At 36.6% G+C, this 26,747-nt stretch carries 25 protein-coding genes and 2 tRNA genes; 14 read left to right on the top strand and 13 right to left on the bottom strand.

Annotated features, from left to right (window positions below):
- Positions 1-38: 38 nt before the first annotated feature.
- A complete protein-coding gene (locus C0Z22_RS07625; RefSeq protein WP_103217769.1) occupies positions 39-1,820 on the bottom strand; it encodes a hypothetical protein in 1,782 nt (593 codons plus the stop codon).
- Positions 1,821-1,973: 153 nt separating this feature from the next.
- Here C0Z22_RS07625 and C0Z22_RS07620 point away from each other — a divergent pair, with 153 nt between their 5' ends.
- Positions 1,974-2,519: a hypothetical protein gene (locus C0Z22_RS07620; protein WP_103217768.1), complete on the top strand. Its 546-nt coding sequence runs from the start codon at positions 1,974-1,976 to the stop codon at positions 2,517-2,519.
- Between the two features lie 26 nt (positions 2,520-2,545).
- Here C0Z22_RS07620 and C0Z22_RS07615 read toward each other — a convergent pair whose 3' ends face one another.
- Both C0Z22_RS07615 and murJ read right to left on the bottom strand, forming a co-directional pair.
- On the bottom strand, positions 2,546-2,986 hold the full coding sequence (locus tag C0Z22_RS07615; RefSeq protein WP_103217767.1) for a DUF507 family protein: 441 nt from the start codon (positions 2,984-2,986) through the stop codon (positions 2,546-2,548).
- 80 nt (positions 2,987-3,066) lie between these two features.
- The gene (gene murJ / locus C0Z22_RS07610; RefSeq protein WP_103217766.1) at positions 3,067-4,728 is read right to left on the bottom strand and encodes a murein biosynthesis integral membrane protein MurJ; all 1,662 of its coding nucleotides are present in this window, start codon (positions 4,726-4,728) and stop codon (positions 3,067-3,069) included.
- Here murJ and C0Z22_RS07605 point away from each other — a divergent pair.
- The 3 genes from C0Z22_RS07605 to feoB all read left to right on the top strand — a co-directional run bounded on the left by C0Z22_RS07605 (position 4,727) and on the right by feoB (position 7,572).
- Entirely contained in the window at positions 4,727-5,272 is a 546-nt protein-coding gene (locus tag C0Z22_RS07605; RefSeq protein ID WP_103217765.1) for a dCMP deaminase family protein, read from the top strand. The genes murJ and C0Z22_RS07605 overlap by 2 nt on opposite strands.
- A 96-nt stretch (positions 5,273-5,368) precedes the next feature.
- On the top strand, positions 5,369-5,599 hold the full coding sequence (locus C0Z22_RS07600) for a FeoA family protein (protein ID WP_158246852.1): 231 nt from the start codon (positions 5,369-5,371) through the stop codon (positions 5,597-5,599).
- The gene (feoB, locus tag C0Z22_RS07595; RefSeq protein ID WP_103217763.1) at positions 5,599-7,572 is read left to right on the top strand and encodes a ferrous iron transport protein B; all 1,974 of its coding nucleotides are present in this window, start codon (positions 5,599-5,601) and stop codon (positions 7,570-7,572) included. Before C0Z22_RS07600 ends, feoB begins: the two co-directional genes overlap by 1 nt.
- Here the strand turns inward: feoB and C0Z22_RS07590 are convergent.
- The 3 genes from C0Z22_RS07590 to C0Z22_RS07580 all read right to left on the bottom strand — a co-directional run bounded on the left by C0Z22_RS07590 (position 7,569) and on the right by C0Z22_RS07580 (position 9,992).
- Positions 7,569-8,669 carry a hypothetical protein gene (locus C0Z22_RS07590; RefSeq protein WP_103217762.1) on the bottom strand — a complete coding sequence of 367 codons (1,101 nt, stop codon included), beginning with the start codon at positions 8,667-8,669 and terminating at the stop codon, positions 7,569-7,571. The two genes, feoB and C0Z22_RS07590, sit on opposite strands and share 4 nt — an antisense overlap.
- Positions 8,670-8,774: 105 nt before the next feature.
- Positions 8,775-9,272, bottom strand: coding sequence for a macro domain-containing protein (locus tag C0Z22_RS07585; RefSeq protein ID WP_103217761.1), 498 nt, complete (start codon positions 9,270-9,272; stop codon positions 8,775-8,777).
- A 24-nt stretch (positions 9,273-9,296) separates the two neighbouring features.
- Positions 9,297-9,992, bottom strand: a complete 696-nt coding sequence (locus tag C0Z22_RS07580; RefSeq protein ID WP_158246851.1) for a transglycosylase SLT domain-containing protein — start codon at positions 9,990-9,992, stop codon at positions 9,297-9,299.
- Between the two features lie 131 nt (positions 9,993-10,123).
- On the opposite strand from C0Z22_RS07580, the gene C0Z22_RS07575 reads away from it, so the two are divergent.
- Both C0Z22_RS07575 and C0Z22_RS07570 read left to right on the top strand, forming a co-directional pair.
- Positions 10,124-11,071 (top strand): hydroxyacid dehydrogenase, encoded by a 948-nt coding sequence (locus tag C0Z22_RS07575; RefSeq protein WP_103217759.1) that lies wholly within the window; start codon positions 10,124-10,126, stop codon positions 11,069-11,071.
- 2 nt (positions 11,072-11,073) lie between these two features.
- Positions 11,074-12,342: an adenylosuccinate synthase gene (locus C0Z22_RS07570; RefSeq protein WP_103217758.1), complete on the top strand. Its 1,269-nt coding sequence runs from the start codon at positions 11,074-11,076 to the stop codon at positions 12,340-12,342.
- 463 nt (positions 12,343-12,805) lie between these two features.
- On the opposite strand, the gene mtaB is transcribed toward C0Z22_RS07570, so the two are convergent.
- Complete coding sequence (mtaB, locus tag C0Z22_RS07565; protein ID WP_103217757.1) at positions 12,806-14,128, bottom strand: tRNA (N(6)-L-threonylcarbamoyladenosine(37)-C(2))-methylthiotransferase MtaB; 1,323 nt, start codon at positions 14,126-14,128, stop codon at positions 12,806-12,808.
- A 201-nt stretch (positions 14,129-14,329) separates the two neighbouring features.
- On the opposite strand from mtaB, the gene C0Z22_RS07560 reads away from it, so the two are divergent.
- From C0Z22_RS07560 to C0Z22_RS07545, 4 genes are all read left to right on the top strand, one after another.
- Positions 14,330-14,406, top strand: a tRNA-Lys gene (locus C0Z22_RS07560).
- Positions 14,407-14,448: 42 nt separating this feature from the next.
- Positions 14,449-14,526, top strand: a tRNA-Glu gene (locus C0Z22_RS07555).
- Between the two features lie 237 nt (positions 14,527-14,763).
- On the top strand, positions 14,764-15,663 hold the full coding sequence (locus C0Z22_RS07550) for a hypothetical protein (RefSeq protein ID WP_103217756.1): 900 nt from the start codon (positions 14,764-14,766) through the stop codon (positions 15,661-15,663).
- Between the two features lie 207 nt (positions 15,664-15,870).
- Complete coding sequence (locus C0Z22_RS07545) at positions 15,871-17,307, top strand: hypothetical protein (protein ID WP_146037835.1); 1,437 nt, start codon at positions 15,871-15,873, stop codon at positions 17,305-17,307.
- A gap of 12 nt (positions 17,308-17,319) precedes the next feature.
- Here C0Z22_RS07545 and C0Z22_RS07540 read toward each other — a convergent pair whose 3' ends face one another.
- The gene (locus C0Z22_RS07540) at positions 17,320-18,141 is read right to left on the bottom strand and encodes an SDR family NAD(P)-dependent oxidoreductase (protein WP_103217754.1); all 822 of its coding nucleotides are present in this window, start codon (positions 18,139-18,141) and stop codon (positions 17,320-17,322) included.
- Positions 18,142-18,317: 176 nt separating this feature from the next.
- Between C0Z22_RS07540 and C0Z22_RS07535 the strand changes: the two genes are divergently transcribed.
- A complete protein-coding gene (locus C0Z22_RS07535) occupies positions 18,318-19,157 on the top strand; it encodes a lipid A-modifier LpxR family protein (RefSeq protein WP_103217753.1) in 840 nt (279 codons plus the stop codon).
- Here C0Z22_RS07535 and C0Z22_RS07530 read toward each other — a convergent pair.
- Complete coding sequence (locus C0Z22_RS07530; protein WP_103217752.1) at positions 19,143-19,688, bottom strand: GNAT family N-acetyltransferase; 546 nt, start codon at positions 19,686-19,688, stop codon at positions 19,143-19,145. The genes C0Z22_RS07535 and C0Z22_RS07530 overlap by 15 nt on opposite strands.
- A gap of 164 nt (positions 19,689-19,852) precedes the next feature.
- Here C0Z22_RS07530 and C0Z22_RS07525 point away from each other — a divergent pair, with 164 nt between their 5' ends.
- Together C0Z22_RS07525 and C0Z22_RS07520 are read left to right on the top strand one after the other, a co-directional pair.
- Positions 19,853-20,077, top strand: coding sequence for a hypothetical protein (locus C0Z22_RS07525; RefSeq protein ID WP_103217751.1), 225 nt, complete (start codon positions 19,853-19,855; stop codon positions 20,075-20,077).
- Between the two features lie 77 nt (positions 20,078-20,154).
- Positions 20,155-20,577: a MarR family winged helix-turn-helix transcriptional regulator gene (locus C0Z22_RS07520; RefSeq protein WP_146037834.1), complete on the top strand. Its 423-nt coding sequence runs from the start codon at positions 20,155-20,157 to the stop codon at positions 20,575-20,577.
- On the opposite strand, the gene C0Z22_RS07515 is transcribed toward C0Z22_RS07520, so the two are convergent.
- Complete coding sequence (locus C0Z22_RS07515) at positions 20,578-21,444, bottom strand: radical SAM/SPASM domain-containing protein (protein WP_103217749.1); 867 nt, start codon at positions 21,442-21,444, stop codon at positions 20,578-20,580.
- Between the two features lie 99 nt (positions 21,445-21,543).
- Between C0Z22_RS07515 and C0Z22_RS07510 the strand changes: the two genes are divergently transcribed.
- The gene (locus C0Z22_RS07510) at positions 21,544-22,422 is read left to right on the top strand and encodes a hypothetical protein (protein WP_103217748.1); all 879 of its coding nucleotides are present in this window, start codon (positions 21,544-21,546) and stop codon (positions 22,420-22,422) included.
- Positions 22,423-22,451: 29 nt separating this feature from the next.
- On the opposite strand, the gene C0Z22_RS07505 is transcribed toward C0Z22_RS07510, so the two are convergent.
- From C0Z22_RS07505 to C0Z22_RS07495, 3 genes are read right to left on the bottom strand one after another with little or no spacing between them, the layout of a single operon-like run.
- A complete protein-coding gene (locus tag C0Z22_RS07505) occupies positions 22,452-23,564 on the bottom strand; it encodes a hypothetical protein (protein ID WP_103217747.1) in 1,113 nt (370 codons plus the stop codon).
- Positions 23,565-23,588: 24 nt separating this feature from the next.
- Positions 23,589-24,542 carry a hypothetical protein gene (locus C0Z22_RS07500; RefSeq protein WP_103217746.1) on the bottom strand — a complete coding sequence of 318 codons (954 nt, stop codon included), beginning with the start codon at positions 24,540-24,542 and terminating at the stop codon, positions 23,589-23,591.
- A gap of 44 nt (positions 24,543-24,586) precedes the next feature.
- Positions 24,587-26,638, bottom strand: a complete 2,052-nt coding sequence (locus C0Z22_RS07495; RefSeq protein WP_103217745.1) for a DUF4105 domain-containing protein — start codon at positions 26,636-26,638, stop codon at positions 24,587-24,589.
- Positions 26,639-26,747: the final 109 nt, after the last annotated feature.

The following is a 26,747-nucleotide window of genomic DNA, read 5'->3' as shown; positions in this document are numbered from 1 at the left end:
GCTTTCTTTTTATCTCTCATCTCTCTTGAAATTATTTTTTAATTCCAATTCATTCCCGCACTTCCACCAATTCCGACACTAAATTGACCATTAAGGGCCCCTCCGGCCATTGATCCAAAGTTAGTACCAGAGTTGTAATAACCATTATACGAATTTGCATAAATATTTTGTTGAGCATTTTGTAAGTTCTGATACAGAGCTTGGTTAGCATACATTACGTTCGCTTGGTTTTGATAATTACCTTGAGCAACAGCTTGTCCTTGAAGTCCGTTGATGTAGCTCTGGAACTGTTGTGCTTGATAACCATTATTATAGTTTCCATTTGCTCCCCAGTTTCCGTTGGCACCCCAACCTCCGTTAGCATTACCATTTAGGCCCCAACCGTTTCCACCGTTGACTCCCCAACCAGCGTTTCCGTTAACACCCCAACCATTATTAGCGCCAGTTCCCCAACCTCCGTTGACTCCCCATCCGCCATTAATATTTCCATTTCCACCAGGAAAAGTATTTCCACAAGCACATGGTGCTGAAATACACATACATGCAGGGTTTCCGCCGCCATTGGCCCAACCGCCGTTAACACCCCAATTGCCGTTTCCACCGCCATTGACGCCCCAACCGCCAGAGATAACTCCACCGTTTCCAGGACCTGGATATGTTGGATAAACTCCACCATTACCCCAGTTACCATTACCTACGCCATTAACACCCCAACCAAGGTTGAAACCAGCATTAATACCTGTTCCAGGATACATTCCCCAGCCAGATCCAGGGTACATCCCCCAACCTGCGCCAGTATTCATTCCTGGGAACGCACCAGTGCTACCAATATTTAGTCCAAAATTTAAACCAGTATTAAGTCCGAAACCGTTGCCCATTCCGAAACCATTGCCCATTCCAAAACCATTGCCCATTCCCATGCCAAAATTAGCACCAAAGCCAGTTCCAAAACCTGTTCCGTATGGGTATCCACCCATACCCATTCCGAATCCCGTGTTCATTCCGAATCCAGGGTACATTCCACCATAGATATTTCCTGGGTACATTCCTGGGTGTCCACCCATGCCCATTCCGCCGTTGATATTTACACCAAATCCAGCATTACCACCTGTTAGAAGTCCAGCAAGTGCCGAACCTGCAAGAGAACCTAATGGGTTCATATAAACATTCGCTTGGTAGTTTCCACCAAAGCCATTGCCCATCCCCATTCCATTACCCATGCCCCAACCGGCATTGCCATAGATATTTCCACCAAAGTTTGGTCCACCCATTCCACCTAGGAATCCTGAAGTGTAACCTTGACCTAGCCAACCGTTACCAACTCCACCAAAAGTTCCACCAGTAAGACCAAGTCCACCAGCGTACATACCGTAGCCGTAACCGTTACAAGAATTAAGCATTGAAGTTTGCTCTTTTGGAAGAATTGGGTTTGCACCCCTTTCAAGGTTATAATCTAAATAGCCATCGATTTGACCGTGGCATGATTTAATTCCATTTTCATAAGCATTTGCCCATGACTCTTGAGAATCAGCTTGGTGTTTAGTGGCGAAAAAAACACTCCCCATTGCTGCAAGTGAAGGAATTGCAACTTTTGCAACTTCGGCCCACTCATTTCTTTCAGGAAGTTTAGGTAAACAATCGACACAGAAGTCATTACTTCCAGAGCTTCCACGAGATGCTCTTGTCACACATGCCTGAGCATCATCTTCATAGCCATTGTCTCTTAAATAGATACAATCACTGATGTCGATCTCAGCATATGTATTTAGCATCATCATCGCCAATAAGATGCTTTTCGTGCCAATAAGTCTTAACTTCATAGTTTTCTCCATAAAAACTTTAACAATCCTCAACTACTTAACGACACTTTATGAATGAAACTTGAGTAAACTATCGACTTTTTCTATAAAGTATTGATTTAACTGATTAATATTACGTTTACGAAGCCAAAAATTAGGGATAAATTGCGGATTATGAGTAATATTTTTTGGTGGATCATCCTCATTTGCATTTTAATTTTTGCTACTTATGCAGCATTTGTTATTAAAGGTGAAAAAAAAGTCGCCTTAAAGAATGCTATCAGCTTCCCTTTTCACGGGCTTGAAATTCCAATTCCCCCTTGGTGGACTCTAACGACAGATGAATCTGAATTAAAAATATTTGAAAGAACTGATACTCGCTACGAGTGGCAATCGCGCTTTAGCTTCACTAATAAAAACTATTCAGATTTACAATCGGCATTTGAAGAGCTCGCTATTAATAATGAACTCGTCTTTGATAAAGATACAACAATTATCCACGAGCCTAAATCTTTCGAGAAATTATATGAGCAAGGAATAGAAACTCTAAGAGTTGAAGGAACGGCCACAAAAGGACATGAGCTTCGTGTCTACTACGATGCTGCTCTACTAAAAACTGATGATGGTATTGTCATTTTAGAAAGTGAGAGTTCGGTTCTAAATGGTTTGCTTGAAGGTCCGTTTTTCGAACAGTCGCTACACAATATTAAAAAGAAATAAAAAAAGCTCCTTAAGGAGCTTTTTTATTATCTAGTCTTAAATGTTCTAATATTCTGTACTAGGAAGTTGTGAATTTCTTCATCAGTTCCAAAAACATCATCAATGAATTCACAATCAATTAAAAATGCAGTCATACGATTTGCAATATTATGTAGTGACTCTACTAAGTAAAGACCACCAATATTTTCACCACTAAATGACTTAATAATTTCTTTACGAGCATGGTTGAACATTTCAGACTCTGTTACGTCTTCAGGCATATTATCTACACCCATCTTCTCTTCAACTTCTTCGATAGCCTGATCGCGAATATCTTCATCAGTTGCTAGACATACACCAAATTCAGTGGCCATTGATTCAATAAGCTTCTCACGATTTGCAATATCGAATTCAATAACACCCTTTTCCTTAAGTGTATTAATTGTATGACTCGCTAAATTTTCGAGTGTTTCAAAACTAGTTCTCATTTACTGCTCCAAATGTGTAATCTCTTTAAGTTTAACGACTTGCCTCTCATCAAGCAAGAGAATTTATGATTACTTCCATTCTAATTTCGGCGGATTATCTTATTTAAGAAGCGCTGAATTAAAACATAATCCCCTAAGACACTTAGCACAATAACATAAGCAATAGCACCTGCACACGCTGCAGTAACGAAGGCCGCGAGATTATCAAGAGTCGAAAAAATATTATTTGGGAAGTGGCCACGTACATATTGTGTAGCATAAAAGGCCAATAGTGAGCTTAAACCAATTTTAAAAAATCTTAGCGGGAAGAAGAAATTAAGCCTTAAATCTAGTAATTTAAATAATAGAATCGACTGAACAAGGATGATAAAAATCATCGATACAGATGTCCCCATAGCAAGAATTTTAAAACCGTATGTACCAACAAGTGAAAAACAGAAGACAATATTAATTCCAACAGCAATCGAAGAGATAATTACAGGAATCTTTGGTTTATCTAATGTGTAAAAACTCGGAGAAAACACCTTATAGAGTCCATAAAATGGAAGTCCAAATAAATAAGCATAAAGTGCTTCTGTTACCATCTTAGTATCATCAAGACCGAAGGCTCCACGCTGAAAAGAAATTGCAACGCAGTCCTGGGCAAGTGCAAACATTAAGGCCATTGCTGGCATAAGAACAAAAAGACTTGTTATATAACTTGTTTGAAGTGCTGCCTTTGCTTCGTCTTCCTTGCCTCCCCTCCAAAGTTCAGAGAAGTAAACGAGATTGGAATTTCCAATCGAAACACCTAAAATTCCTACAGGGAATTGAAATAATCGAAAAGCATATTGTAGCCAAGAAACAGCTCCAACAACTGTACCTGTAGCTAAGAAAGTTGAAACCAAAAGATTGATCTGAGTTGCAGCAACACCTATTGTTCCAATACTCATTCGTTTTAAAATTTCTTTTACATCACTTGAAAAAAGATCAATACCATCAACCTTTACAAGTCCTTTTGAAAATAGCATCGGTACTTGAATAAGCATCTGAAAAAATCCACCAACAAGAACCCCTATTCCTAAAGAAATAATCGGATGAAGATTCTTTGCTTCTAAGTACTTTGGTAATGTCACCATCGCAATGATCATAATGATATTAAAAACAGCTGGTGCCATCGCAGGAGCAAAGAACATTTTATAAGTGTTAAGAACTCCCATAAAAAGTGCGGCCACAGAAACGAATGCTAAGAAAGGTGACATCATTCTTGTTAACAATACAGATAATTCAAATCGATTTACATCAGAAGTAAAAAGCTCATTTGTTAATACTTGAATGATTTGTGGAGCAAAGATAAAAATCAGTAAACAAACAATCGAAGTGATAGCTAGTAAGACAATGGCCATTGACCATAGGAGCTTGCGAGCGTGTTCATCGCCATCTTTTTTGGCCGAAGTAAATATTGGGACAAAGGCAGATGAGAAAGAACCTTCTGCAAATAAGTCACGCAACATATTCGGAATACGAAAAGCAATTTGATAGGCATCAGTAAGCCCCGAAGCACCAAAAAGTTTGGCCATTAAAATTTCTCTAGCAAAACCCAATACACGACTTGATAAAGTTGCAACGGCCATCTTAATAGAGGATAGTAAAAAATTCTTCCTGTGTTCTCTTGTCATTCCAATATTTTGCACCACCCTATCTGACTTAACAAGCTTCCAGTAGTTGCCAAGTGAAGGATAATTAACTAATCTTGCTGCCATGAAAACAGAGTTGGAAAAGTCGATTAATCACATCAATACAAAGAGTGCCGTAAATTGGGACGAATACTTTATGCTTCAGGCTATTATGGCAAGTTTCAAGAGTAAGGATCCGGCCACAAAAGTAGGATGTGTTTTTGTTGATGATAATAACCATCAAATAACTTTTGGTTACAACGGCTTTGTTGCGGGAATTGATGAAACAAAACTTCCTTGGGGAAAAGAGAGAACTCTCCCTCTCGAGCAACAAAAGTATGGATACGTTGTTCACGCCGAGGCCAATGCAATTCTTCACTCAAATCACAAATTATATGGCGCTAGATGTTACGTGACACTATTTCCTTGTCATGAGTGTGCCAAGCTTCTTGCTTCTTCAAAGATTAAAGAAATCGTATACTTACAAGATAAACATTCAGGTACTGAGTCAAATCGTATCTCTCGTCGCATCTTCGACCTCACTGGAGTGAAGTATCGACAGCTTACTCTTGGTGAACACGTTCTTGATTCACTCATTGCACACTTTACCGACGCCTTCTATCGCGACTAACTCACTGTGTAAACATGGTTCATATCAGTAAAGTGTTCCTAGACAAGTTTGACTAATAAAACTATAGTAAGCCCATTGAGACGAATGGAGTTAAATATGGTTTTATCGAAGGTTAAAAAAGGCGTAAATGTTAAGATCCTATCATTTGATAAAGGACTTAAACATAAGACAATTATGACAGGACTTGGGATTCTTCCAGGTGATGCAATTCAAGTTATCGCTCCTTCATTCTTAGGCTCTCCTCTTACTCTTAGATTAACAGATGGTGAAACAGTTGCCCTTCGTTTAAGCGAAGCTAGTCTCATCAATGTTGAGGAATTAAATTAATGAGAAAAATTTTACTTATTGGCCCTGCAAACTCAGGGAAGTCGGCGATTTTCAATATCCTTTCTGGAGCGAATCGTAAGGTTGCAAACTACAATGGAATTACTGTTGATACGGCCACAGCGGGTCTTATTTCTAATGCTCGTCATGAAGAAAAGTTAGCAGTAGTTGACCTTCCAGGGATTTATTCACTTGTTCCATCTTCAATTGATGAAGCAGTAACAGTTTCCACTTTAATCGGAAGAAATAATCAAGTTACAGAATTTCACGATATTGTTTGTGTTGTTGATTGTGCTCGCCTGGACTCTTCTCTATCTCTTGCACTTGCTGTTAAAGAACTCTTTGGAGGCAAGATTAAAATCATCTTCAATAAGTATGATCTTGATGTAACAAAGAATTACGATTTTGATAAAATTGGCGAACACATTGGTGTTCCTTATATTAAGTTCTCTACAATGAGAGACAGTGGAGCAACACTTGAAAACTTCTTAAGAGAAAACTCTTCAAGTGAAATTCTCCTTCCAACTAATAAAATAAAACTTTCAAATGAATCAACGGAATACAATCCATTTAATGTGAGCTTTGAAGAAGATCAATTTGTTGAGCTTCAAAATGAAGTTTCTGCCCTTTCTCAAATTGAAAAGTATCAAAGAAAAGCAAGAGACCTAAAAGCATCATATGCGATTGGAAAAAATAAGAGCCTGATTCAACTTTCAAATAAAATTGACCACTTTGTTCTTCACCCTTTCTTAGGTGGTGTTATCTTCTTGGCAATTTTCTACTTAATCTTCCATTCAATTTATACTTGGGCAGGTCCGGCAATGGATCTCATTGATGGTGGTGTTGGTGCATTCGGAGAATACGTTGCAGCTATTCTTCCGCAAGGTATGCTAAATAGTTTTATTGTTGACGGAATCATTGCAGGTGTTGGTGGAGTTGTAATCTTCCTTCCACAAATTATGATTCTCTTCTTCCTTCTAAGTCTTCTTGAGCAAAGTGGATATATTTCACGTGCTTCAATCATTACAGATAAGGCCATGTCATATTTTGGCTTAAATGGAAAAGCGTTCCTACCATATCTTTCGGGGTTTGCTTGTTCTGTTCCAGCGATTATGGCAACAAGAACGATTTCAGATAAAAAAGAAAGACTTGCAACATTAATGACGATTCCACTCATTACATGCTCGGCAAGACTGCCAGTTTATATTCTTCTTATTGGAACTTTTGTTCCTGAAAAAACTGTATTTGGAATTTTCAATTCTCAAGCCTTAGCATTTTTCTTCCTTTATTTCCTAGGAAGTATTGTTGCACTTATTATTGCAAAAATCTTTAGGCTAACTCTTTATAAGGGAAGTACGACTTCATTTATTATTGAATTACCTCTTTATCAGATGCCTACTCTTAAGCCCGCTTTTAAGGCGATGATCTTCAAAGGAAGAGTATTTTTAAAGAAGGCCGGAACAATCATCTTAGGTCTTTCAATGGTAATTTGGTTTCTTTCGACTTTCCCAAAACCAGCTGAAGAACTGCTTATTGGAAAGTCAGAGGCAGAGTCCGCTGCAATTTCTCTAGAGTACTCAACTATTGGCCAATTTGGAAAATTAATTGAACCAGTTATTAAGCCACTTGGATACAACTGGAAGATGGGAGTTGGAATCACTGTTGCCATGGGTGCACGTGAGCTATTCGTATCAACACTTGGAACAATTTATGCTCTAGGTGATGTCGATGAAGAATCAACAACTCTAAGAGAAAGACTAAGAGCTGAGATTGACCCAGAAACAAATAAGCCAGTATTTAATACGGCCGTGGCCTGGTCTCTTCTAATCTTCTTTGCCTTTGCAATGCAATGTATCTCAACACTTGGGATTGTTCGAAGAGAAACAGATGGTTGGGGACATGTCTTCCTAATGTTTGGGTATATGACAGTTCTTGCTTATGGTGGTGCTTTTATTACTTACCACTTACTTGTTTAATCACAACTTTGATCTTTAGATAATTGAATAAACCTCACGGCATCACTTAGTAATAAGCCGATGTCGAGAGGGTCTCTTTCAAAAATTACCGTAACAACTTTATCTGCCTCAACCTCGTGCTTTCCTAGGTTTACCCAACCACTCTTGCTACTTTGCATATTATAACTAACAAAAGTCGAAAAGATTTCCACATCTTCTTGAAAGATACTCACTTTAACATTTGATAGGGCCCCTACAATCGTAGGTCGATAAACTTGTAAGCAATAATTTGTTCTACTAGGCATGAAGTTATAAGTTGAATAAGCATATTCATCTTCACTCATTCGAACAATATTTCCATCAGCACCTTTAAGCTTACTATTTACCCAATCGCCGTATTCACGGTAGCCATCTGTTCCTTTAAAAGTTTTCTGATCAACAGCCTTGGACATTATCGTTGCACTCTCATCGAGGTCTTTATAAATTATTCCCTGACAGTCTTCATAATCACCAAGCTTTTTGAAAACTACTTCATCGGCCCTTAGAAGTAGTGGATCCTCAGCACCTTTTGAAAGAATCACACGACTCTCCTGTCCTGAAGTAAACGAGAACTCACCCAATGGATAAAGTCCCTTTTCACTACTTTGAAGTCTTAGACTAAAGTTGGCCAATCCAATTTCTTCAACACCATCAAAGATATCTATAATTGCATTATCTGTAGCATTCATTGATGGCACTCTGTAGTACCAAATACAATAGGTCGAATCGCCCAAAAGATCTGTGACATAGATGGCCCTAGCGCCAGGATCATTGGTGTAGCGACTTATACTTCCCTGATATCCTTTTAGGGTGTCCTGAAACCAATTCCCTTCTTGAATAAATCCGACTGTATCATCGAGAGAATTTTTTTGAGTGATATCAAAGAAGTTTCCAATAACAACTTCCTCCTCACCTTCAACAAATGTACTGGCCGGCGCCCTTGTACCTACATTTAAAGATTGATCTGAAATCATCTCACTTCTTATTTTTCTAAGATTGTGGCCTCGACCTAGACAGGCCACAAGAATAACAATGGCCAATAGTGGGAATAAATAAGTGAACACTTTTCGTTTCTTCATGATTGTGCCTCTTGATAAGTATCATATCAGTCGTTCACAGAAATTCTAAAATGAAGAAGAGTAAATAAACTCAAGTGTTATTAAGAGATCACTCTTTTGTAGAGGCTACAGAATTGTTTTATAGATCTCGTAGCTTTCATCGTCGAAGCAGCAGAAGATTACATCATCAAATTCTTCAATAGCATCAAAACTTTTTACGGCCGAAGTTGCAGTAATGGCAGCTTCAATTTTTGGATAGCCAAAGATTCCCGTTGAGATACATGGAAAGGCAACAGACTTACATTCGTTTTCTAGAGCAAGTGAAAGTGCGTAGATATAGCACTTCTCAAGTAAATCAGATTCACCATTTCCTCCACCTTCCCATTTTGGGCCAACGGCGTGAATGATAAATTCAGCAGGGATATTATATGCCTTAGTCAGTCTTGCTTCTCCGACAGGGCAACCCCCCACTTCCTTAAGTTCATCAGCTAATTCCTGACCACAGGCTGCATGGATTGCACCATCAACTCCACCACCAGCTTTTAATTCACTATTGGCTGCGTTAACAATGGCATCAACATCTAAAGTTGTAATATCGGCTTTAATTACTTGAATATTTTTCATAAAGAATTTTTAGCACGAATAAGTTTAGATTTCATCGTAAAACTTTAAGATTGTGCGGGCATACCAAAATTTTCTCTCTCCAGGCTCACCATTGTAATCAACCAACGCCTCATAATAATTTGTCATGAGATCATCTTGGTAATTCTTGGCCAAATAAACCTTTAAAAGGATAGCGCCATAAACTAGGGATAGATCAAGATCATGTAAAAATAGGAGCTTCTGCTCTGCCCATGTTCTCTCTCGAAGCCACAAGTGTGTCCATTCAGGAATTTCGTCAGAAAGAGTATTATTTAAATAAAGTGTATTTTGTAGATTTGCGTAATCAGGGCCTCTTTGACCAAGTTGATCGGAAACTTCTTGCGCTCCAATGGATGTAAACTGTGTTAACCCTACTGCTCCTGTTGGAGAAATAGCATCTCGTACAAAATTAGACTCCATACGGATCAATGCCAGAAATAGCTTTGCATCAACCCCAAATAGCTCTGCGACCTCAATGACTCGATCTGTAATGAGAGTGGCTTCTTTCTCAGAAGCACTAGGATTTTGGGCCATGATATACGCCTCAAAATCACCCTTAGAATATTCCTGAGTTATCTGATAATTCCTAATCATATCCTCATGACCAACGAAGTAGCCCTCAGGAATATAGGAAGCAAGAGATGCTGATACAAACAATTGCGTGAATATAAGTAATACTAATAATTTTTTAAATTTTTGCATCATGATAATTATGGTTAACGAAAAACTAAATAGCAACTTACAAAAAGTTTCTAATATTAAGGGTTACATGTAGCAAGTTGCGTTCTATAATCGCAATACAAGAAAAACTTAAAAAATCCATGGAGGCCTGAGTGAAACCATTTATCGTCGTTTGTGATGGAATGGATGCAGAAGTTTTTGCATCTCTACAAGCTATCAGCGAATTAGAAGTTCACCCAAAACCAAAATTATCTCAAGACGAGATCAAAGAACTACTACCAAAAGCAAGTGCTCTTGTTATTAGATCATCAACTACGATTGGAGAAGAATATCTTGAACTTGCTCCAAATCTTAAATATGTAATCCGTGCAGGTGCGGGAACAGATAATATCGATAAAGTTAAATGTGGTGAGCGTGGAGTTAAAGTTTCAAACACTCCAGGCGCTAATAATAACTCAGCAGCTGAACATGCTATCGCACTTATGATGACAGTTCTAAGACATACAGCTGCCGCAGACGCAACAATGAAAAACGGCGGATGGGACAAGTCTAAGTACACAGGTAATGAACTAGCAAATAAGAAAGTTGGTATCGTTGGTTTTGGTCAAATTGGAAAGATCGTTGCAAAACGTCTTCAAGGATTTGAGCCACAAGTTAAGTTCTTTGATCCATTCTGTGAATCGAGTGATCTTGATTATGTTACTAAAGCAAATACTGTCGAAGAAATTTTTGAGACTTGTGACATTATTACACTTCACACTCCTTTAATGGATGCAACAAGAGGAATGGTAAACAAGGATCTATTTAATAAAATGAAACCACATGCAATTCTAGTAAATGCATCTCGTGGTGGAATTGTTAATGAGCAAGACTTAGCTGTTGCTCTTATGGAAAAGAAATTTAAAGCAGCAGGCTTTGATGTTTTCGCAACTGAGCCACTTGAAGAAGACTCACCTCTTCGTAAGATTCCTAATCTTGTTCTAACTCCACACCTAGGAGCTTCAACTGATGAAGCTCAATTAAGAGTTGGAGAGATGGCCGTAAATCAACTGAAAGAATTCTTTTTAAACGATAATTTACTACACGAGGTTAAAGCTTAATTATGAAATCACTTGCGATTATTGGTTCTCAATGGGGAGACGAAGGAAAAGGTAAAATCACAGATCTACTTGGTCTTAAATGCGACGTTGTTGTTCGCTACCAAGGTGGAAACAACGCTGGTCACACGATCATCGTTGGAACAAAAAAAGTTGTTCTTCACCTAATCCCTTCAGGTATTTTACACGATCACTGTGTATCAGTTATTGGTCACGGTGTTGTACTTGATCCAGAAGCATTTTCTAAAGAAATAGAAAATGTAAAAAATTCTGGTCTAACTGTTTCTCCTGAAAAACTAAAGATATCTTCTAACACTTCTGTTATCACTTACTACAACCGCCTTCTTGACGGTCAACGTGAAGCAAAGGGCCCTGTCAAAATTGGAACGACAGGAAAAGGAATTGGTCCTGCATACGAAGATAAAATTTCACGCAAGGGTATCAAAGTAAAAGATCTTTTTAACAAAGAAGTCCTTACAGAGAAATTGAAAGCAAACCTTTTAGAAAAAGAAACATTATTCACTAAATTATATGAATGTGAATTTCCAAGTGTAGAGGAAGAAGTTGAAAGACTAATGACTCTTGCAAAAGAAATTGAACCATTTGTTTGTGACACTTTCAGCTTCCTTGATGAGGCAAAACGCGCTGGAAAGAAAATTCTTTTTGAAGGTGCACAAGGTGTTCTACTTGATATCGACTTTGGTTCATACCCATTCGTAACATCTTCTTCTACTGCTTATGCAGGTATTTACTCAGGAGCAGGTCTTCCTGGTGGAACAGTCGAAGAAGTACTAGGAATTACAAAAGCCTACACAACAAGAGTTGGAGAAGGCCCATTCCCTACTGAATTATTTGATCAAATGGGAGATGATATTCAAACAAAAGGTGGCGAGTTTGGAGCGACAACAGGTCGTAAGAGAAGATGTGGATGGCTTGACCTCCCTCTTCTAAAATACTCTGTTAAATGCTCTAACCTAACTTCTATCGCTTTAACAAAATTAGATGTTCTAAGTGAGATGGGACCTCTAAAAGTTTGTACAGGATATGAGTACGAAGGTCGTACGATCGATTGTGCTTATCCGGGAATTGATCTTGCAAAGGTTAAGCCAATCCTAAAAGAAGTACCCGGCTTTAACGATGACTTCAAAGGTGAGCTATCACAAGAAGTTAAAGACTATATTGCTCTTATCGAAGAAGCGATTCAAATCCCTGTAGGGATCATTGCTTTTGGTCCAGAAAGATCTGAAATCAAATTTCTAAAAGAATACTTCTAAATTTAAAATAGAACTTCGGCCCTGAGTTACCTCGGGGCCTATATCCATCTTGTGTCGGTTTTTTTGAGATGGCCGTCGCAGAAAACCATCATTGAGGCGAGTGCCTAATTCAAAGCTACTCATAGATTGTGTGTGGTATATGCTCAATCGCATCTTCTAATAAGCGTGATGGATTTATAATTTATAAAGCCCTTGTGCTACAGCGGGAGAGAGAGATGTACGCAGTAGCACAAAGATTTTCGCCAGTAAGACACTTCTTCAGATTCAGAGAGGGACTTGAGAAATTAAAATCGGCAAGTGGAGTTTTTTAAAAGCAGAACAAAAAATTCTAAGGCTTGCCAACCTTGTTTCCTACTGACAAAACTAGAATATAAAAATTCATCCACCTGAGTGTTCAAGTTGTGTTAGGAAAACGTTTTTAATTGTTAATTAATTGTCAAAAAAATCGTGAGCGCCGCAGCATCTAGCATAACTCAGCAAAAACCTTATTCTCTTTAAACTCAATTAAGCGAACTTGATGGATTTGATTCTTTAAATCACCATCATGTGCAACCTTAACGCGAATAAAGTTTGAAGTGTAACCTTCCCATAGGCCTTGTTTGTCTTTCTTTTCAAAAAGAACTTGAGATGTCTCTCCGATATAGTCTTCAGAGAACATATTTAGCTTAGCATCTCCAAGCATCATAAGAGTCTTTACACGACTCTTTTTTACTGGGTGCTGAATATGGTCTTCCATACGTGCAGCAACTGTATTCTTTCTTTTAGAATATGGAAACACATGGAAGTGAGTGATTGGTAACTCTTTTAAAAGGTTAAAAGTATCTTGGAATTGCTCATCAGTTTCTCCAGGGAAACCACAGATTACATCTGCTCCAATTCCAGCGTTTGGAAAACGCGTGATAATTTTATTAATGATCGTCTTATAATCTTCTACAGTATACTTACGCTTCATTCCCGAAAGAATTTCATCATTCCCACTTTGCATAGGTACGTGGAAGTGATCAAGAAACTTTGGATTAGCGTGCATATAATCAAGAAGCTCATCTGTAATCGTATTCGGCTCAACACTACCAAGACGAATTCTCTCTAAACCCTCCAGAGCATTTAACTCTTTTAATAGATCTAAAAGTTTTTCACCTGAAGTAGTTTCGTACTCACCAATATTTACACCAGTAAGAACGATCTCTTTAAAACCTTGAGCAACAACAGCTCTCGCCTCTTCCATTGCTTGTGCAATTGAAACCGCTTTTGAACGTCCTCGAGCAAAAGGAATAATACAGAATGAACAAACGTAATTACATCCATCTTGTATCTTTAAGAAAGCTCTAGTGTGTCCTTCTTCTTTAGAAGTTGCAGCACCAAAGAAGTCTTTAGACTTATCGATGTGGATTGTATCTGTTTCATCTTCGTTTAAGTAATCAAAGACTTTATATTTTTCACTTGTTCCTAAAACGAGATCAACACCAGTCATCTTTGCAATTCTTGGCGCATCCATTTGAGCGTAACAGCCTGCCACAACAATCTTTCCATCTGGAGAAGAACGGTGTGCCTTGCGAATTAAGTTTCGACAAGTTGAATCTGCACTATCTGTTACTGTACATGTGTTAATAAAAGTAACATCAGCTTGCTCACCAAACTCAACAACCTTATACCCACGCTCAACAAAGCCTTGAGAAATTGTTCCTGTCTCAGAAAAATTTAAACGACAGCCCAAAGTATGAAACGCTACTTTTTTTCCATCAAAATTTTCTAATTCATTATTTGTTGAATCTACTTCTGTTGTCACTGAAGCCTACCTCTTAAAACACTAGTAATAGTGGGCTAAATTAGCTCATAAGGCCTTTGATGACAAGGTGGGCGATAAAAAATACTAAGGGTAAATAAAATTAACTTCTTAAAAAAATTACACTTTTTTTTTATTTTTTTTAAATTCCCTGTTGACTTCTGAACCAAGATTACTTATATTCAATCTCACCAAAACACAGATGGTCTCTTAGCTCAGTTGGTTAGAGCATCTCCCTTTTAAGGAGAGGGTCCTGCGTTCGAGTCGCAGAGAGATCACCATTTTAATGTTTTTTGGTTTCCAAATCCGGGAATTAAGTTAGCGCTCCCATCGTCTAGCCCGGTCTAGGACACCGCCTTTTCACGGCGGTAACAGGGGTTCGAATCCCCTTGGGAGTACCAGTTTTATAAAGAAGCCAGACCTAGTCTGGCTTTTTTATTTTCTACGCCTTTCTTTTCTCAAACACTTTCAACCATTTCACTTAACCATCTACTACACTATAAGGTGGGATTTATCTTAGTTTTTACACACTTCGTTTACAATACGCCTAAATAAAAATAGTCTCGCAAAATAATTAGCAAACCTATTAGCATAATAGAACAAATGATATGAGTTCTGATTTTAATTATTGGGGATATATGAAGAAACTTATTTGGATTTTACCGGCACTAGTTATAGCGATTTATTTTTTTGTCGCAAGTTCTGATAAAACACAAGACGATGTAGCAGTAAAAACTCCTACTCAAAAAGTCGAAAAAGAAAAACAGCAAAAGTCGACGAACTTGGCCAGTAGTCCTCTAGCAGAGAGTGGGTCCGCGAAGAAGATAGATGATAGTCCAGAGCTTTTGAGTGAAAAGAAAATAGTCATCAAAAAAATTTTAAAAGATCTATCTAAAGCAAAGTTAAATGAAACATTTGAAAATGCTTTTAAAAATAAAAAATTTAATGAGAAATCTCCACAGAAAAAAGAGAAGCTTCTTGAGCTAGTAAGAAACTTTCCATTTCAAGAGAAGCTTGAAAAGTCATATGAAAACTTAGACCTAGATGAACTTGAGGCAATTGCTGAGATTCAAGATAGTGAGACCTCTAAAAAATTACAAGAAAATGCTCAGCAAACACAGGACAAGATTGTAGATCTTATAACAAATGGTAAGGAATACTCACTTCCTGAGGATAAAAAAGAGATTGTGAACAGTATTATTGAAGAAGCTGCACTTCTAGAGCAATCAACAGCTTCGTCTAAGAGTTTAATTCAGGCAATGATGGTACATACTGAACAAGAAAGAAATCCTACAATGAATATAAACGAAGTCGTTGCTAACGCTCAAAAGCAAACTGATGCAATTTTGGATGCACAGGGAAGAAATATAAAACTGGCCCTCGATATGTCATACGAAAGCTTATCAAAAGAAGAACTAGAGGCCCACTTACACATGCTTCAAAAAGTTGACGCTAAGAAAGCGTATCAAGCGGCACTAAAGGCCAGTAACTCCGTCTATAAGGAGTTTATGATCGAGTTCCTAAAAGTTATGAAATAAAATGATGGCCGCTTCAATAAGCGGCTTTTTTTTTGCCTACTTAAGATAATAAAATCACATTAATTCTATAAATAGCTAAAATCTCGTTAACCAATACTGGACTAAATATGTACTTTTTTTCAAATATAAAGTATTGTATAATGAATATACTTTTAAGAGGTTATAAAAACTAATTAGTTAATTATGATTGCACAGGACAAAGTTTTGGTGAATGATTACTACCATTTAGATCAGAAATATCGAGAATTCTTCGAGATGCACTTTCTTGCAGTTCTTCTGATGATTGTCTTATACGTAATCTTTTATTTCTATAATATTGAACCGCATCTTCTAACGACGATGAATTATATGATTGTCTTTGATTCAATTATGGCGATCGTTTTCTATAAGAAACTCTTTAAAAAAAATATTTCATTTGTGATATTTTTCTCAGTTGTAGTGGAAAGTCTCATTTGGTCAATTTACCCTCGCCTTGCAGATTATTCTGCCACAAGTTCACTTTGTTATATTGCAGGAATTATTGTTTTAGCGTTTCACTTACAACATACAAATATTAAGTACTGTCTTCTACACTTTATTATCATGGCCTCGAATAATTACTTCCTTAAAGATCAAAGCCTTGTTCTCGTCACATTCTTGCATCTTTTCATTACGACAGTAAGCTCTATTCAATCGATTACTTTTAAGAATAATGCGAATCAGATTTGGCATAAAAAAGAACTTCATAAGAATATATTAAATCTAAAGAGTTACTTCACTCACAACTTACTCAATCCAATCAATAATATGCTTGCGATGATTTCTTCAGGCTTAGACGATAAAGATAAGATTAAGAATAGTTTGAGAAAAAATAGTAATCGTATTGAAGACTTCTTAATGAAGGAGTTCGATGATGTTGATCACTTACTCGATCATCAAGTAGATATTTTTAATATTCCAATTTTTAACAACTTTAAAAGATCATCGATTATCGTCATTCTATCAATGACTGCCTTTTACGCATTCTTTGCTGTAGATCTTTTTAATCCAGTTGCAAATATTTCTTATTCTGGCTTGGCCATTGTTATTAACTTTTTGATTTTTGCCTTTCACCTTTATAAGACGAAAAATCACTTCTCGATTCAAAAGATAAGCTATATTTATCTCTTTAATGCTCAACTACTATTTACACTGAAGTATTATCTAAACTCAAGTTCGGCTACGGCGCTTCCACTACTACTAAGTAGTTACCTATTCACAATCGTTCTTGCAGCAAATACAAGAATTAAATATATCTACAGCCTTACAATATCTGCATGCCTACTTTCACTAGTCGTTAATGATATTGTTAACTGTATCTTATTCATGTCATTTGTAATCTATTTTTCAAGAGTAGTTCTTGGCTTCTTTCATAAACAAGAATCAATATACAAAAGTATAAAGGAACTTGTTAAACATGAAACATCATCAAGATTTGCTGTTGAGATTGAAACGAAGTTATTACCGTTATATCAAAAGCTTCAAGATAGTATTGATCACTACCTTTATGACCATGAACTTGCCAATGACACGGAAGAAGTAATTGCGTCTGCACACGACTTTACTGAAGTAGTCCACTTATTAAATAATGGCGATGAATATCAGATGGCCCCGAATTCTCACTAAGAGTTTATAGAATTATTTATTTTGAGAAAGAGAAATTGCTTCTTCAATCTCATTCCCTTTAAAGCCACGACGTTCGATATAGCGTCTAAAGAAACCACTGGCCTTAGCAACAAGAGTTTTACGTTTTGGAATTACGACTTGCTCGGCCCTTTGTTCAATTCCAGAGATAATTTCAGAGACGACCTCTTCAATGGAGATCATCTTCCAAGGACCTTCTTTATTGCCACCCCAAAGCTTATTTCCGACAGGGTCACTTGTCACACCATCCATTAATGGCGATGGAAAGAATGTCGGATGAAAGCTTCCAATATCGACACCAAGATGTCGAACTTCCATGCGAACACTATTACAAACAGCATGAAGTCCTGCCTTGCTTGCAGCATAAGATGCTTGTAAAGGACAATGAACGAAAGAGGCCATCGAACAGATTGCGGCCATATAACCCTTGCTTTGTGTAATATATGGAAGAGCTGCTTTGAATGTGCGCCATGGACCATTTAGATTAATATCAATCACCTGTGAAAAGTCTTTTTCGCTTGAAGAGATCATTGGCGCCATTTTTGTGATACCAGCATTTGCTACGACGATATCTATTTTTCCAAAATAATCAAAGACCTTTGCCATGGCCAGTTCAAGAGATTCATAACTAGTTACATCGATACTTAGAGCTAAGCCTCCTAGTTCACTAGCCTGCTTTCTAAGTTTTTCACTATCAATATCCATCAACGCAAGCTTTGCGCCACGTTCAGCTAGTTCAACACTTAGAGCTGCACCCAGGCCTCCAGTAGAGCCTGTAATAACAATGACTTTGTCTTTCAAATCGATTCTATTCATAGTGAAATGCTTATAGCACCATAAAAGTCGACAATCTTATTTATTGTAAACAATACAAGAATACCTTTAATCGCCATTATCTTCATAACTAACTGAAATAATAGAATTTAACTTAATTAAACAAGCAAAGTTGGCCATCTCGATGTGGATTTTTCCTAAAATGATACAATCGTTTAATGAAGTGGTTCTTCATAGTCACCCTATTCACTCTTACCTTACCAGCTTTCGCGCAAAGTAGGCCTCTTAACGAATTTTCAATAAAAATCGATAATGATGCTCCATTTGAAACTGATAGGTATTACTCTAATGGCCTTGAACTGATGTATCAGCGAAGGCTCTACTCTCAAGGCTCATTAACAAAGTTGCGCTTTGGAGTTGCTCATAAAATCTATACACCAGAAGCAACTTTAAGTACCACTGTAGTAGAAGGAGACCATCCTTATACTGGCCTACTCTACGGAATTCTTGGAATCTCTCACGTTAATAGCGATTACTATCTTCGTGCGGATCTATGGACAGGACAACAAGGCCCATCTGCTAAAGCAGGTATTTTACAAAATATATTTCATAAAATGACACCTTCTTCGCAAGTTAATGGCTGGCAGAATCAAATAAGTAATCAATACTTTTTTAATGGAGAATTTAAAATTATTAAGATCAATCGAGGTCCAATATTTGAATTATCTCCTTGGCTGCAAGGACATTACGGTGGGCTTAAGCGAGATGTCGAAATTGGTCTTAAATTTGGAATGAGGCTTGGCTTCTTTGAATTATTTGCTAACGGCTCTTATGTCGCAAACTTTTTCGATGCTGTTCTACAAGGTTCAAAAAAGGTTGAATCAGTCTACGTTATTTCAGACGAAGACATGGAAGATATTTACTACAAAGCAGATGCTGGTTTTAATCTATTTTTTAGAAGTATGAGAGTAACATTGAAAGCGAACTGGCATGGCCCTCAGTTTAAAGGTGCCACTAATCACACTTTTGCAACTCTAGAAACATCATTCTATTTCTGATCGCAAAATTGAATAATACTTCATATCCCAATGCTTACCACGATGATAAATTTCATTTCTAAGTAGTCCTTCATACTTAAGCCCAAGCTTTTGCATGACTCTTTTACTTTGAAGATTTTCGGCCTTACAACGACACTGAATACGTTCAATATCAAAGTTCTCAAAACAATAATTTATCACTTCCTGGGCGGCTTCAACGATAATCCCCTTCCCCCAAAAGTCATCGTTTAAAACATAGGCCAATTCCATACATTTATTCTTTGTCGAGACCCAAAAGCAGCCGACACAACCAATAAGCTTGTCATTCTCTTTTAAAGTAATAGCAAATGGTTCTGGTATCCCCTGCTCATAGTTTGAAAATGCGTACTTTTCAATAAAGTCGACACTATCTTCAACTGACTCATGAGGCTCCCATAGGGTATACTTCGAAATATGAGGCTTCTTTCCATATTCAAAAATAGAATCCTTATCGCTTAACCTAATTTCTCTAAGCACAAGCCTTTTTGTTTCAATTTTTGGTGGTTTCCACATATTACTTCCCCCCTATATCTGATCTTAACTGACAGATTTTATTATAACGACAAAAGTTTTACACAAAAACTGTATTTTTTTATTGTACGGAATTTTGGAAAGGAATAATATATAACAAATATATATAACCAAGTTATATAACTAAAACCATATGAGGATTAATTATGAAAAAATTACTACTTCTAGTTCTACTATCATCAGCTTTTGTTTCTTACGCAAATGAAGATTGGTCAGATTCAGTTGCTTCAGATGAAGCAGCAGTTATTGAAGAATCAGCGCCAGCAACAGATTGTGCAGCAACTGGTGATTGTGTAGATGCTTCAGCTACTACAGATACTACTTTAGATACTGAGCTTTCAGACGATTCTGATCTGGAAGTTGAGCAATAATTAAAAAACCTTCCGCAGCAGCTCTCCAGCTGCTGCATTAATTTACGATCGGTACATCCTTGGTTTATACTAAAGACGTGAAAGACTTAGAATTTTCAAGAATACTTTTAGATGTCATGCCATTTATTATTCGCTCTATTAGAAGTGAACTCAGAGAAGCGGCATCCCCACATATTTCCTATCCTCAATTTAGGGCCCTCTCCAATATTGGCCGAGGGCTAAGTACAGTTGGAGAACTAGCTGATCACCACGGAATAAGCCAGCCTGCAATGACTAAAACTATTAATATTTTAGTGGATGAAGAACTCGTAATAAAAAGTAAGTCTAGTGAAGATGCCAGACAAACGATTCTAAGCTTAAGCCCTAAGGGCCAACAACTTTACAGTGATGTGTGGAGTGAAGTTCAAGAAAAGATCTCTCTTAAACTAAAGAACTTTCCAATTAAAAACCGTAAAGCGATGGTTTCTAACTTACAAAAATTGAAAAGTATTATTAATTAATTATTTTTGAAATCGATTGATATATGTACAGTGCTGACAGAACTCTTCAACACGCTTATTATTATCAAACCCCTGCCTCATTGCGACTGCTCGTGGAGAGCTAAGGATTGCTTTTAAGTCTTGATCAATTGCATTTCCTAATGGAATTTGACTTTCTTTATCCAGACAGCAAGGAACAACAGTTCCATCGGCATGAATTCCAATATGTGTTTTTAGGGCATGACAGCGCCCTTGTGTTCCTTGGTTTGGAAGATTCCAATCAGGCCAATCAAAATGTGAGTCAAAGTGAAGATAAACCTTATTCCAAATTCTTTTACTCTTAATCGACTCAACTTGAGTACGACGATTAATTTCAATATCGTAGAATCTCTCTAGAGTCTGAAACACCTCTTCATTTTCTTTCATAATTTGTTCATTACGGCCTAGATTCCAAAGACGATAATTTACATATGTTTCAGGTGAAGTTTCATTTAACTCTTTTGAAAAATCTAAAATTGGTCTTAGGTAAGTATTGAAGTCGCGATTTGGAAAATTGTCTTTATAACTTTGAATCGAAAAATTAATCTGTCTTAAAACTTTGCTTTTAAGAAGAATTTCTTTTCGAGATGCAATGACCACCCCATTAGTTGTAATTTGAACTGGGACCTCATTACGCTCACATATCTCCATAATCTTCACGAAGTTAGGATGTGCCAGTGGCTCTCCCATTAGATGCAGACACACTTGTTTTGCAAGAGGCTTTGCCTGGATTAAGACTTTTTCAAAATCTTCTGGCGTCATGACCTTCTTATCTCTTTCTACAACAGGACAGAACGTGCACTGCAAGTTGCAAATATTTGAAATTTCAATGAAGATTCTATCTAGCATGAGACTTTCTAACACGCTTCATCAAGATTTGTCAGGTTTTTTTGACGAACAAGAAATACAACTCGATAATTATTATATTAAATAAATTTAGGGGAAAAGATGAAACAAGTACTACTAGTCGTAATTATATCTTTGATTGCATTTGCATCGGAGGGAAATCTTGATTCATTCTGTGCATCTAAAAAAGGTGATACTGGCCACTATAAATCAGGATCAAATTATTACATTTTCAAAGGGCCATTTCTCTATAAATTTGAAGAAGAACAAATTAGATTGATTTTTTCAAAGTATGAAATACGTTCAGTAAAAGAATATAAAGGTAAGCTCTATATCCTGACACCAGATTATGTATTTGTACATAATCTCAATAATTACGAATTTGTAACAAGCTTCCCTTCAACCCACTTACCAATTATACAAAAACATCAATCAGCACAAGATATGACAATAATGAATGATAAACTTTTTATCGCTCATGGCTCACTTGGACTAATGAAGATCGACCTATCTTCATATAATGTAGAATCAGCTCACAACTTCGACCTACCCCACGATTCGAGCCAAGTTTCGACTGCGACAGGTATTGATAATGACGGCAAACGAATCTTTGTTATGCTTGATAATGTGACTTATAACTTTTCGACAAAGAAGAGAGCTTTTGAGGGTCTTGTTATTCTAGACGAAAATATGAATCAAGATAATGTTCTTTCAATTCGTCAAAACAGAGAAGCTCTTCATATGCCTAAAGCAGTTATCCATAATGGTTTTTTAATTTCAAAAAATATTCAAAACCTCTACTTTTATGAAATAAGTGAACTTAATAAGATAAAGTCACTGTGGCCAAAAAGAAGGCTTTATGACTTTGCTGGAGATGATCTAGCATCGACTCCTGCTATTGTAGATGGCAAGGTCTATGGTTGTTTCAATCAATACGATGGACTAACTTTCAAATACTTTCACAGAGAATTTAAACTATAAAAAAGCCTAGGAAATCCTAGGCTTTTTTCTTATTTTAATCCGTATAATGACTCTAGCTTTTGATCTAGCTCTGGTACTGTTAATTTCATCTTAATATAAGTATCTATTAAGTTATCATTTAAAAGACGGTTTAAGTCCTCTCCATTTTCTAACTGTTGATTGATATTGTAGCGAATTAGATCTCGTAATCCCTCAATCCCTTCAATATCACCTCTCTCCATCATCGCTTCAACTTGAGCTCTCTCTTTTCTATTAAAGTCAAAAAGATGAGAGATTCCAGTTGTTGCTTGAGAAACAAGATAGAATGCAGCTCCAACACCCTCTGATGTTAAAGTGATTCCCTTTCCTGTGTACTCAGTACCTTTCTCAAGATTATCAGCGCCAATTAGAAGTTCAGTTAACTTTGACGACTCAACACTTGCCTTCTCAATTAGCTTAAATACTTCTTCTAAAGTCATAACAGAAATATCGATAGGCTTCTCTAGAACTCTGGATAGAAAATCATTAATATCTGTCAATAACTCACTACCTTTAGTTGTTCCATCTAGAGCTAACTCAATTAATTTTTCAAGATGAGTCATTCTTGTGGCCTTTGAAAGAAGATCTGCAATTTCTTCAGTTGCCATCGTTGAAATATCAAGAGGTTTTTCCAGAACTCTTGATAAGAACTCATTAATATCAGTTAACAATTCAGATGCTTCTGATGTTCCCTCAAATGCAAGATCAATGATCTTAGTTAAGAATTCTTCAGTTTTATCAGAACTTGGCTCTAAATAAACATAGATCTTTCTTGTTACCTCAATTGAAGACTTAGTCGCTTTACCAGATACTTCAAAAACCATAGCAATTCCGTCTGCAGTTAGACGGAATGCTGGCTTAGAAAATTCTGAAAGATTAATAATTTCTTCAGCTACTTTTTCTGAAGCACGGTACGAAGATTGCAGCCCTTTTGAAATTAAGGCTTCCAGCTTCTCTCGAGTAAAGTCTGCGACTTTTACCGTTTGTCTCGTTGAACTCTTGCCCGCATCATAGATTGCTTCTGAAACCTTTGAAGAGGCATCAAATGCAGCATCTCTAATATCGGCACCTACTGTATTAAGTGATAATAGAGTAAGTAAAATAGCTGAAGTTGTTCTTTTCATTATTAATCCTTTTTAAAAAAGTTATTATTTTACAATTTGACGTCCGTAGATTTCCTCTAGCTTATTCTCAAGATTAGGAACTGTTAGTCTAAGCTTGATATAAGTATCGATCGCATTATCATCAAGAAGCTTATTAAGATCCTCACCGTTTACAATTTCTTCATTGATATTGTGTCTAATTAGATCACGTAGCCCAGCAAGACCTTCAACGTCACCTCTTTCTACCATTTGCTCAATTTGCTCTCTTTCTTTTCTATTGAAGTCAAATAGTTGAGAAATTCCAGTAGTTGCCTGTGATACAAGATAGAACGCAGCTCCAATACCATTTGAAGTTAAAGAAATTCCTTTTCCTGAGTACTCAATACCTTTTTCAAAGTTTTCTGCACCTAAAAGGAACTCTGATGCTTGAGTAGACTTTTCACTTGCTTTTCCGATTAGCTCAAAGATCTCTTCAAGAGTCATCTTAGTGATATCAATTGGCTTCTCAAGAACTCTTGAAAGGAATTCATTAATGTCAGTAATTAGCTCTGATGCTTCTGATGTTCCTTCAAATGCAAGCTCTAGAAGTTCAGTTAAAAATTCACCTGTTGCTTCAAGAGTTGGCTCAAGGAAGATATAGATTTTCTTAGACACTTTTAAAGTTTGCTTTGTCCCTTTACCAGAGATTTCAAATACCATTGCTAGGCCATCAGCTGTAAAACGAAAAGCTGGCTTAGATACTTCAGATAGCTTTACGATTTCTTTAGCTAGTTTTTCAGAAGCTTTATAAGATGACTCTAAGTTCTTAGAAATAAATGCCTTTAGGTGCTCACCAGTAAAGTCAGCCACTTCAACCGTTTTATCTGTAGCACTTTTTCCTGCATCATAAATAGCTTCAGAAACCTTTGAAGATGCTCCAAGAGATGCATCTCTTACCTCAATAGCATTTGCTTGAAGTGCCATAAGTGTCATAAGTGTCGCTGCAGTAAGTTTTTTCATAGTTTTCTCCTCTTTTTTTGTTTTTTGTTTTTTGTTTTTGTTTGTTATTTATATGCTTTCATTGAAATAATTCTTGCTTGATCACGAATATTTCTAATTAGATCTAGTAATCGTGCTAAATCTTGAACTTCTTTTTCATAGTTACTTTTTACGTCTTCTAGTAGTTGATTTTCGATCTTCTCTAACTCAGCGCTTTTCACATTATGTCTATCAAAGTCAGAGTCTCTTAAGACTAATGGAATTCCGTAGCTTGAGTCATTGGCCTTTACACGGCTAGACTTTCTCATTTCATTCCACTCTTTAATTCTTAGACCAAGCGGTGTTTCTTCTTCCATATTCTTATCCAGGAAGTTCCCAACCTCTTCATCAATTGAAGATTGTTTAATTTTAAAGATTGCACCTGTTAGGATTGAAAGATCATTAAGTTTTCTTTCCACATCAACTGTTTCGCTAAGTTCATTTAATTCTTCAAATTTAGAAAACAGACGATCAACATCAAATTCCTCTAAAATATCTTTAATAAATTTTTCTCTTTTTACTTCTTTGTATTTATGATCACGGCCACCACCTACACGACGTCTTCTAACAGTGTAGTCTGATTCTTCAACTCCAAATAAAGATGTTTTAACTTCTTTTAAAAGTTCAATATCACTTGGGAAGAACATTCCTTGCTTTTGGGCTTTTTGTGTATCTTCTAAATCCTCTTCTTTAGAGAATTCACTTTCAGTAAATTTATCTAGCAGAGAATAAGGAAGGATTACTCTCTCATAGGCAAATTCATTATTTGGTAGAGCTGATTGAAAAAGCTCATTAGACTCTGAAGCACAGTTATTAGTGATAAACTTATAGTCACCTTCATATTCCCAATAAACCTCTAACACTTTATTGATGAAGTCTGTTTTTTGTTCTTCAGATAAATAGATTGGTTGGCTAATAAGATCCCTTAACTCTCCTCCGTTATACTCATTAATAACCTCAGGGAAAGAAAGCATGAATAGAACTGAGTCGTATCCACCAAGAACACCTTTTAACATGTCACTTTTGATATCTGTAACATTGGCACGGTAAGAAAGAACAACATGATAAAGCTTGTCTTTTAAACACTTCTCATCAACCTTCTTTCTAAAAGGTGCACAAAGAACAATACGATACATTGAGTGACCAAATCCTGAGATCATTGAGTCACCTTTTGAAGCAAGTAAATAATCGATTCGGTAAACACGACTTGGATCGATATCTCTAGTAACTTTTAAGTCATCTAAAACGATTTCAGAAAAGATCTTGCAATCGTAATTAGGAAACGGAATATGATTTAATAACTCACTATAGAATTTGTAATAAGACGGTCTTCTACACTTGTACTCTTTATCCATTAGGAAAAATTCAAAATTTACAGCGTTATGCTCTTTTAAATTTTCAAATTCATAAGCGTCGACAGATCTTTTAGACGATAAGTTTTTCGTTTTCTTAGAAAAGAATCCTTTTTTCCAGTTTGCAAGTTTGTAAAATGAAAATAGGCCACTAATAGAGTTTCTATTGGTATCTTGGGATAGAATTGCTCGACACTCATCACTTACATGATTACGATCTTCTTTTTCATCACGACAAATTTTTGCTTTTTTCTTATGTTCTTTTGTTCTAACTTTTTTAAGATCATAAAGGTGGGCCAATTCATGCAAGATTGTAGCTTGTGCTTTTCTTACATAATTCTTATGACCACAGTTAAACTGCTCAACACTCTCGTCACCGTTAATAATCTCTTTTATAAAGAGTGAAGAGATATTGATTTCATCGCGATCAAAGTAGCTTACACTTCCGTATTTTACTGGAACTGATTCGTTACAACGATCCTTTGGAAAACTTCTAATATTTTTATTCTCTTTAAAATCAGAGAAAGTAATTTCAATTTTCTCACCAATAGCTTCTCTTACTGATGTAGGAATCTTTTCATCAACTTGTGCGATAAATACTTCAAGAGTTTTTGTAAATTCTTTTGGAACGCTGTCTTTATTAAGCTTTAGGATTTGCCCACTATAAGCAAAAGTCACCCCTGTTAATAAAGTAGTCAGTAAACTCTTAAAGATTAGGTCTCGCATAATATTCCTTAAACAGTTGTACAAAGTTTGTTCAGCAATAAAGTCAGTAGAAGGCTGAAACTCCGTTCAATTTCTTTTATTTGAAATATTATGTTGCAATAGGGGTGCC

The organism is Halobacteriovorax sp. DA5 (assembly GCF_002903145.1).
Taxonomy (GTDB): domain Bacteria; phylum Bdellovibrionota; class Bacteriovoracia; order Bacteriovoracales; family Bacteriovoracaceae; genus Halobacteriovorax_A.
The sequence above is the reverse complement of the archived record's forward strand: the minus strand, read 5'-3'. Positions and strand labels throughout refer to the sequence as shown.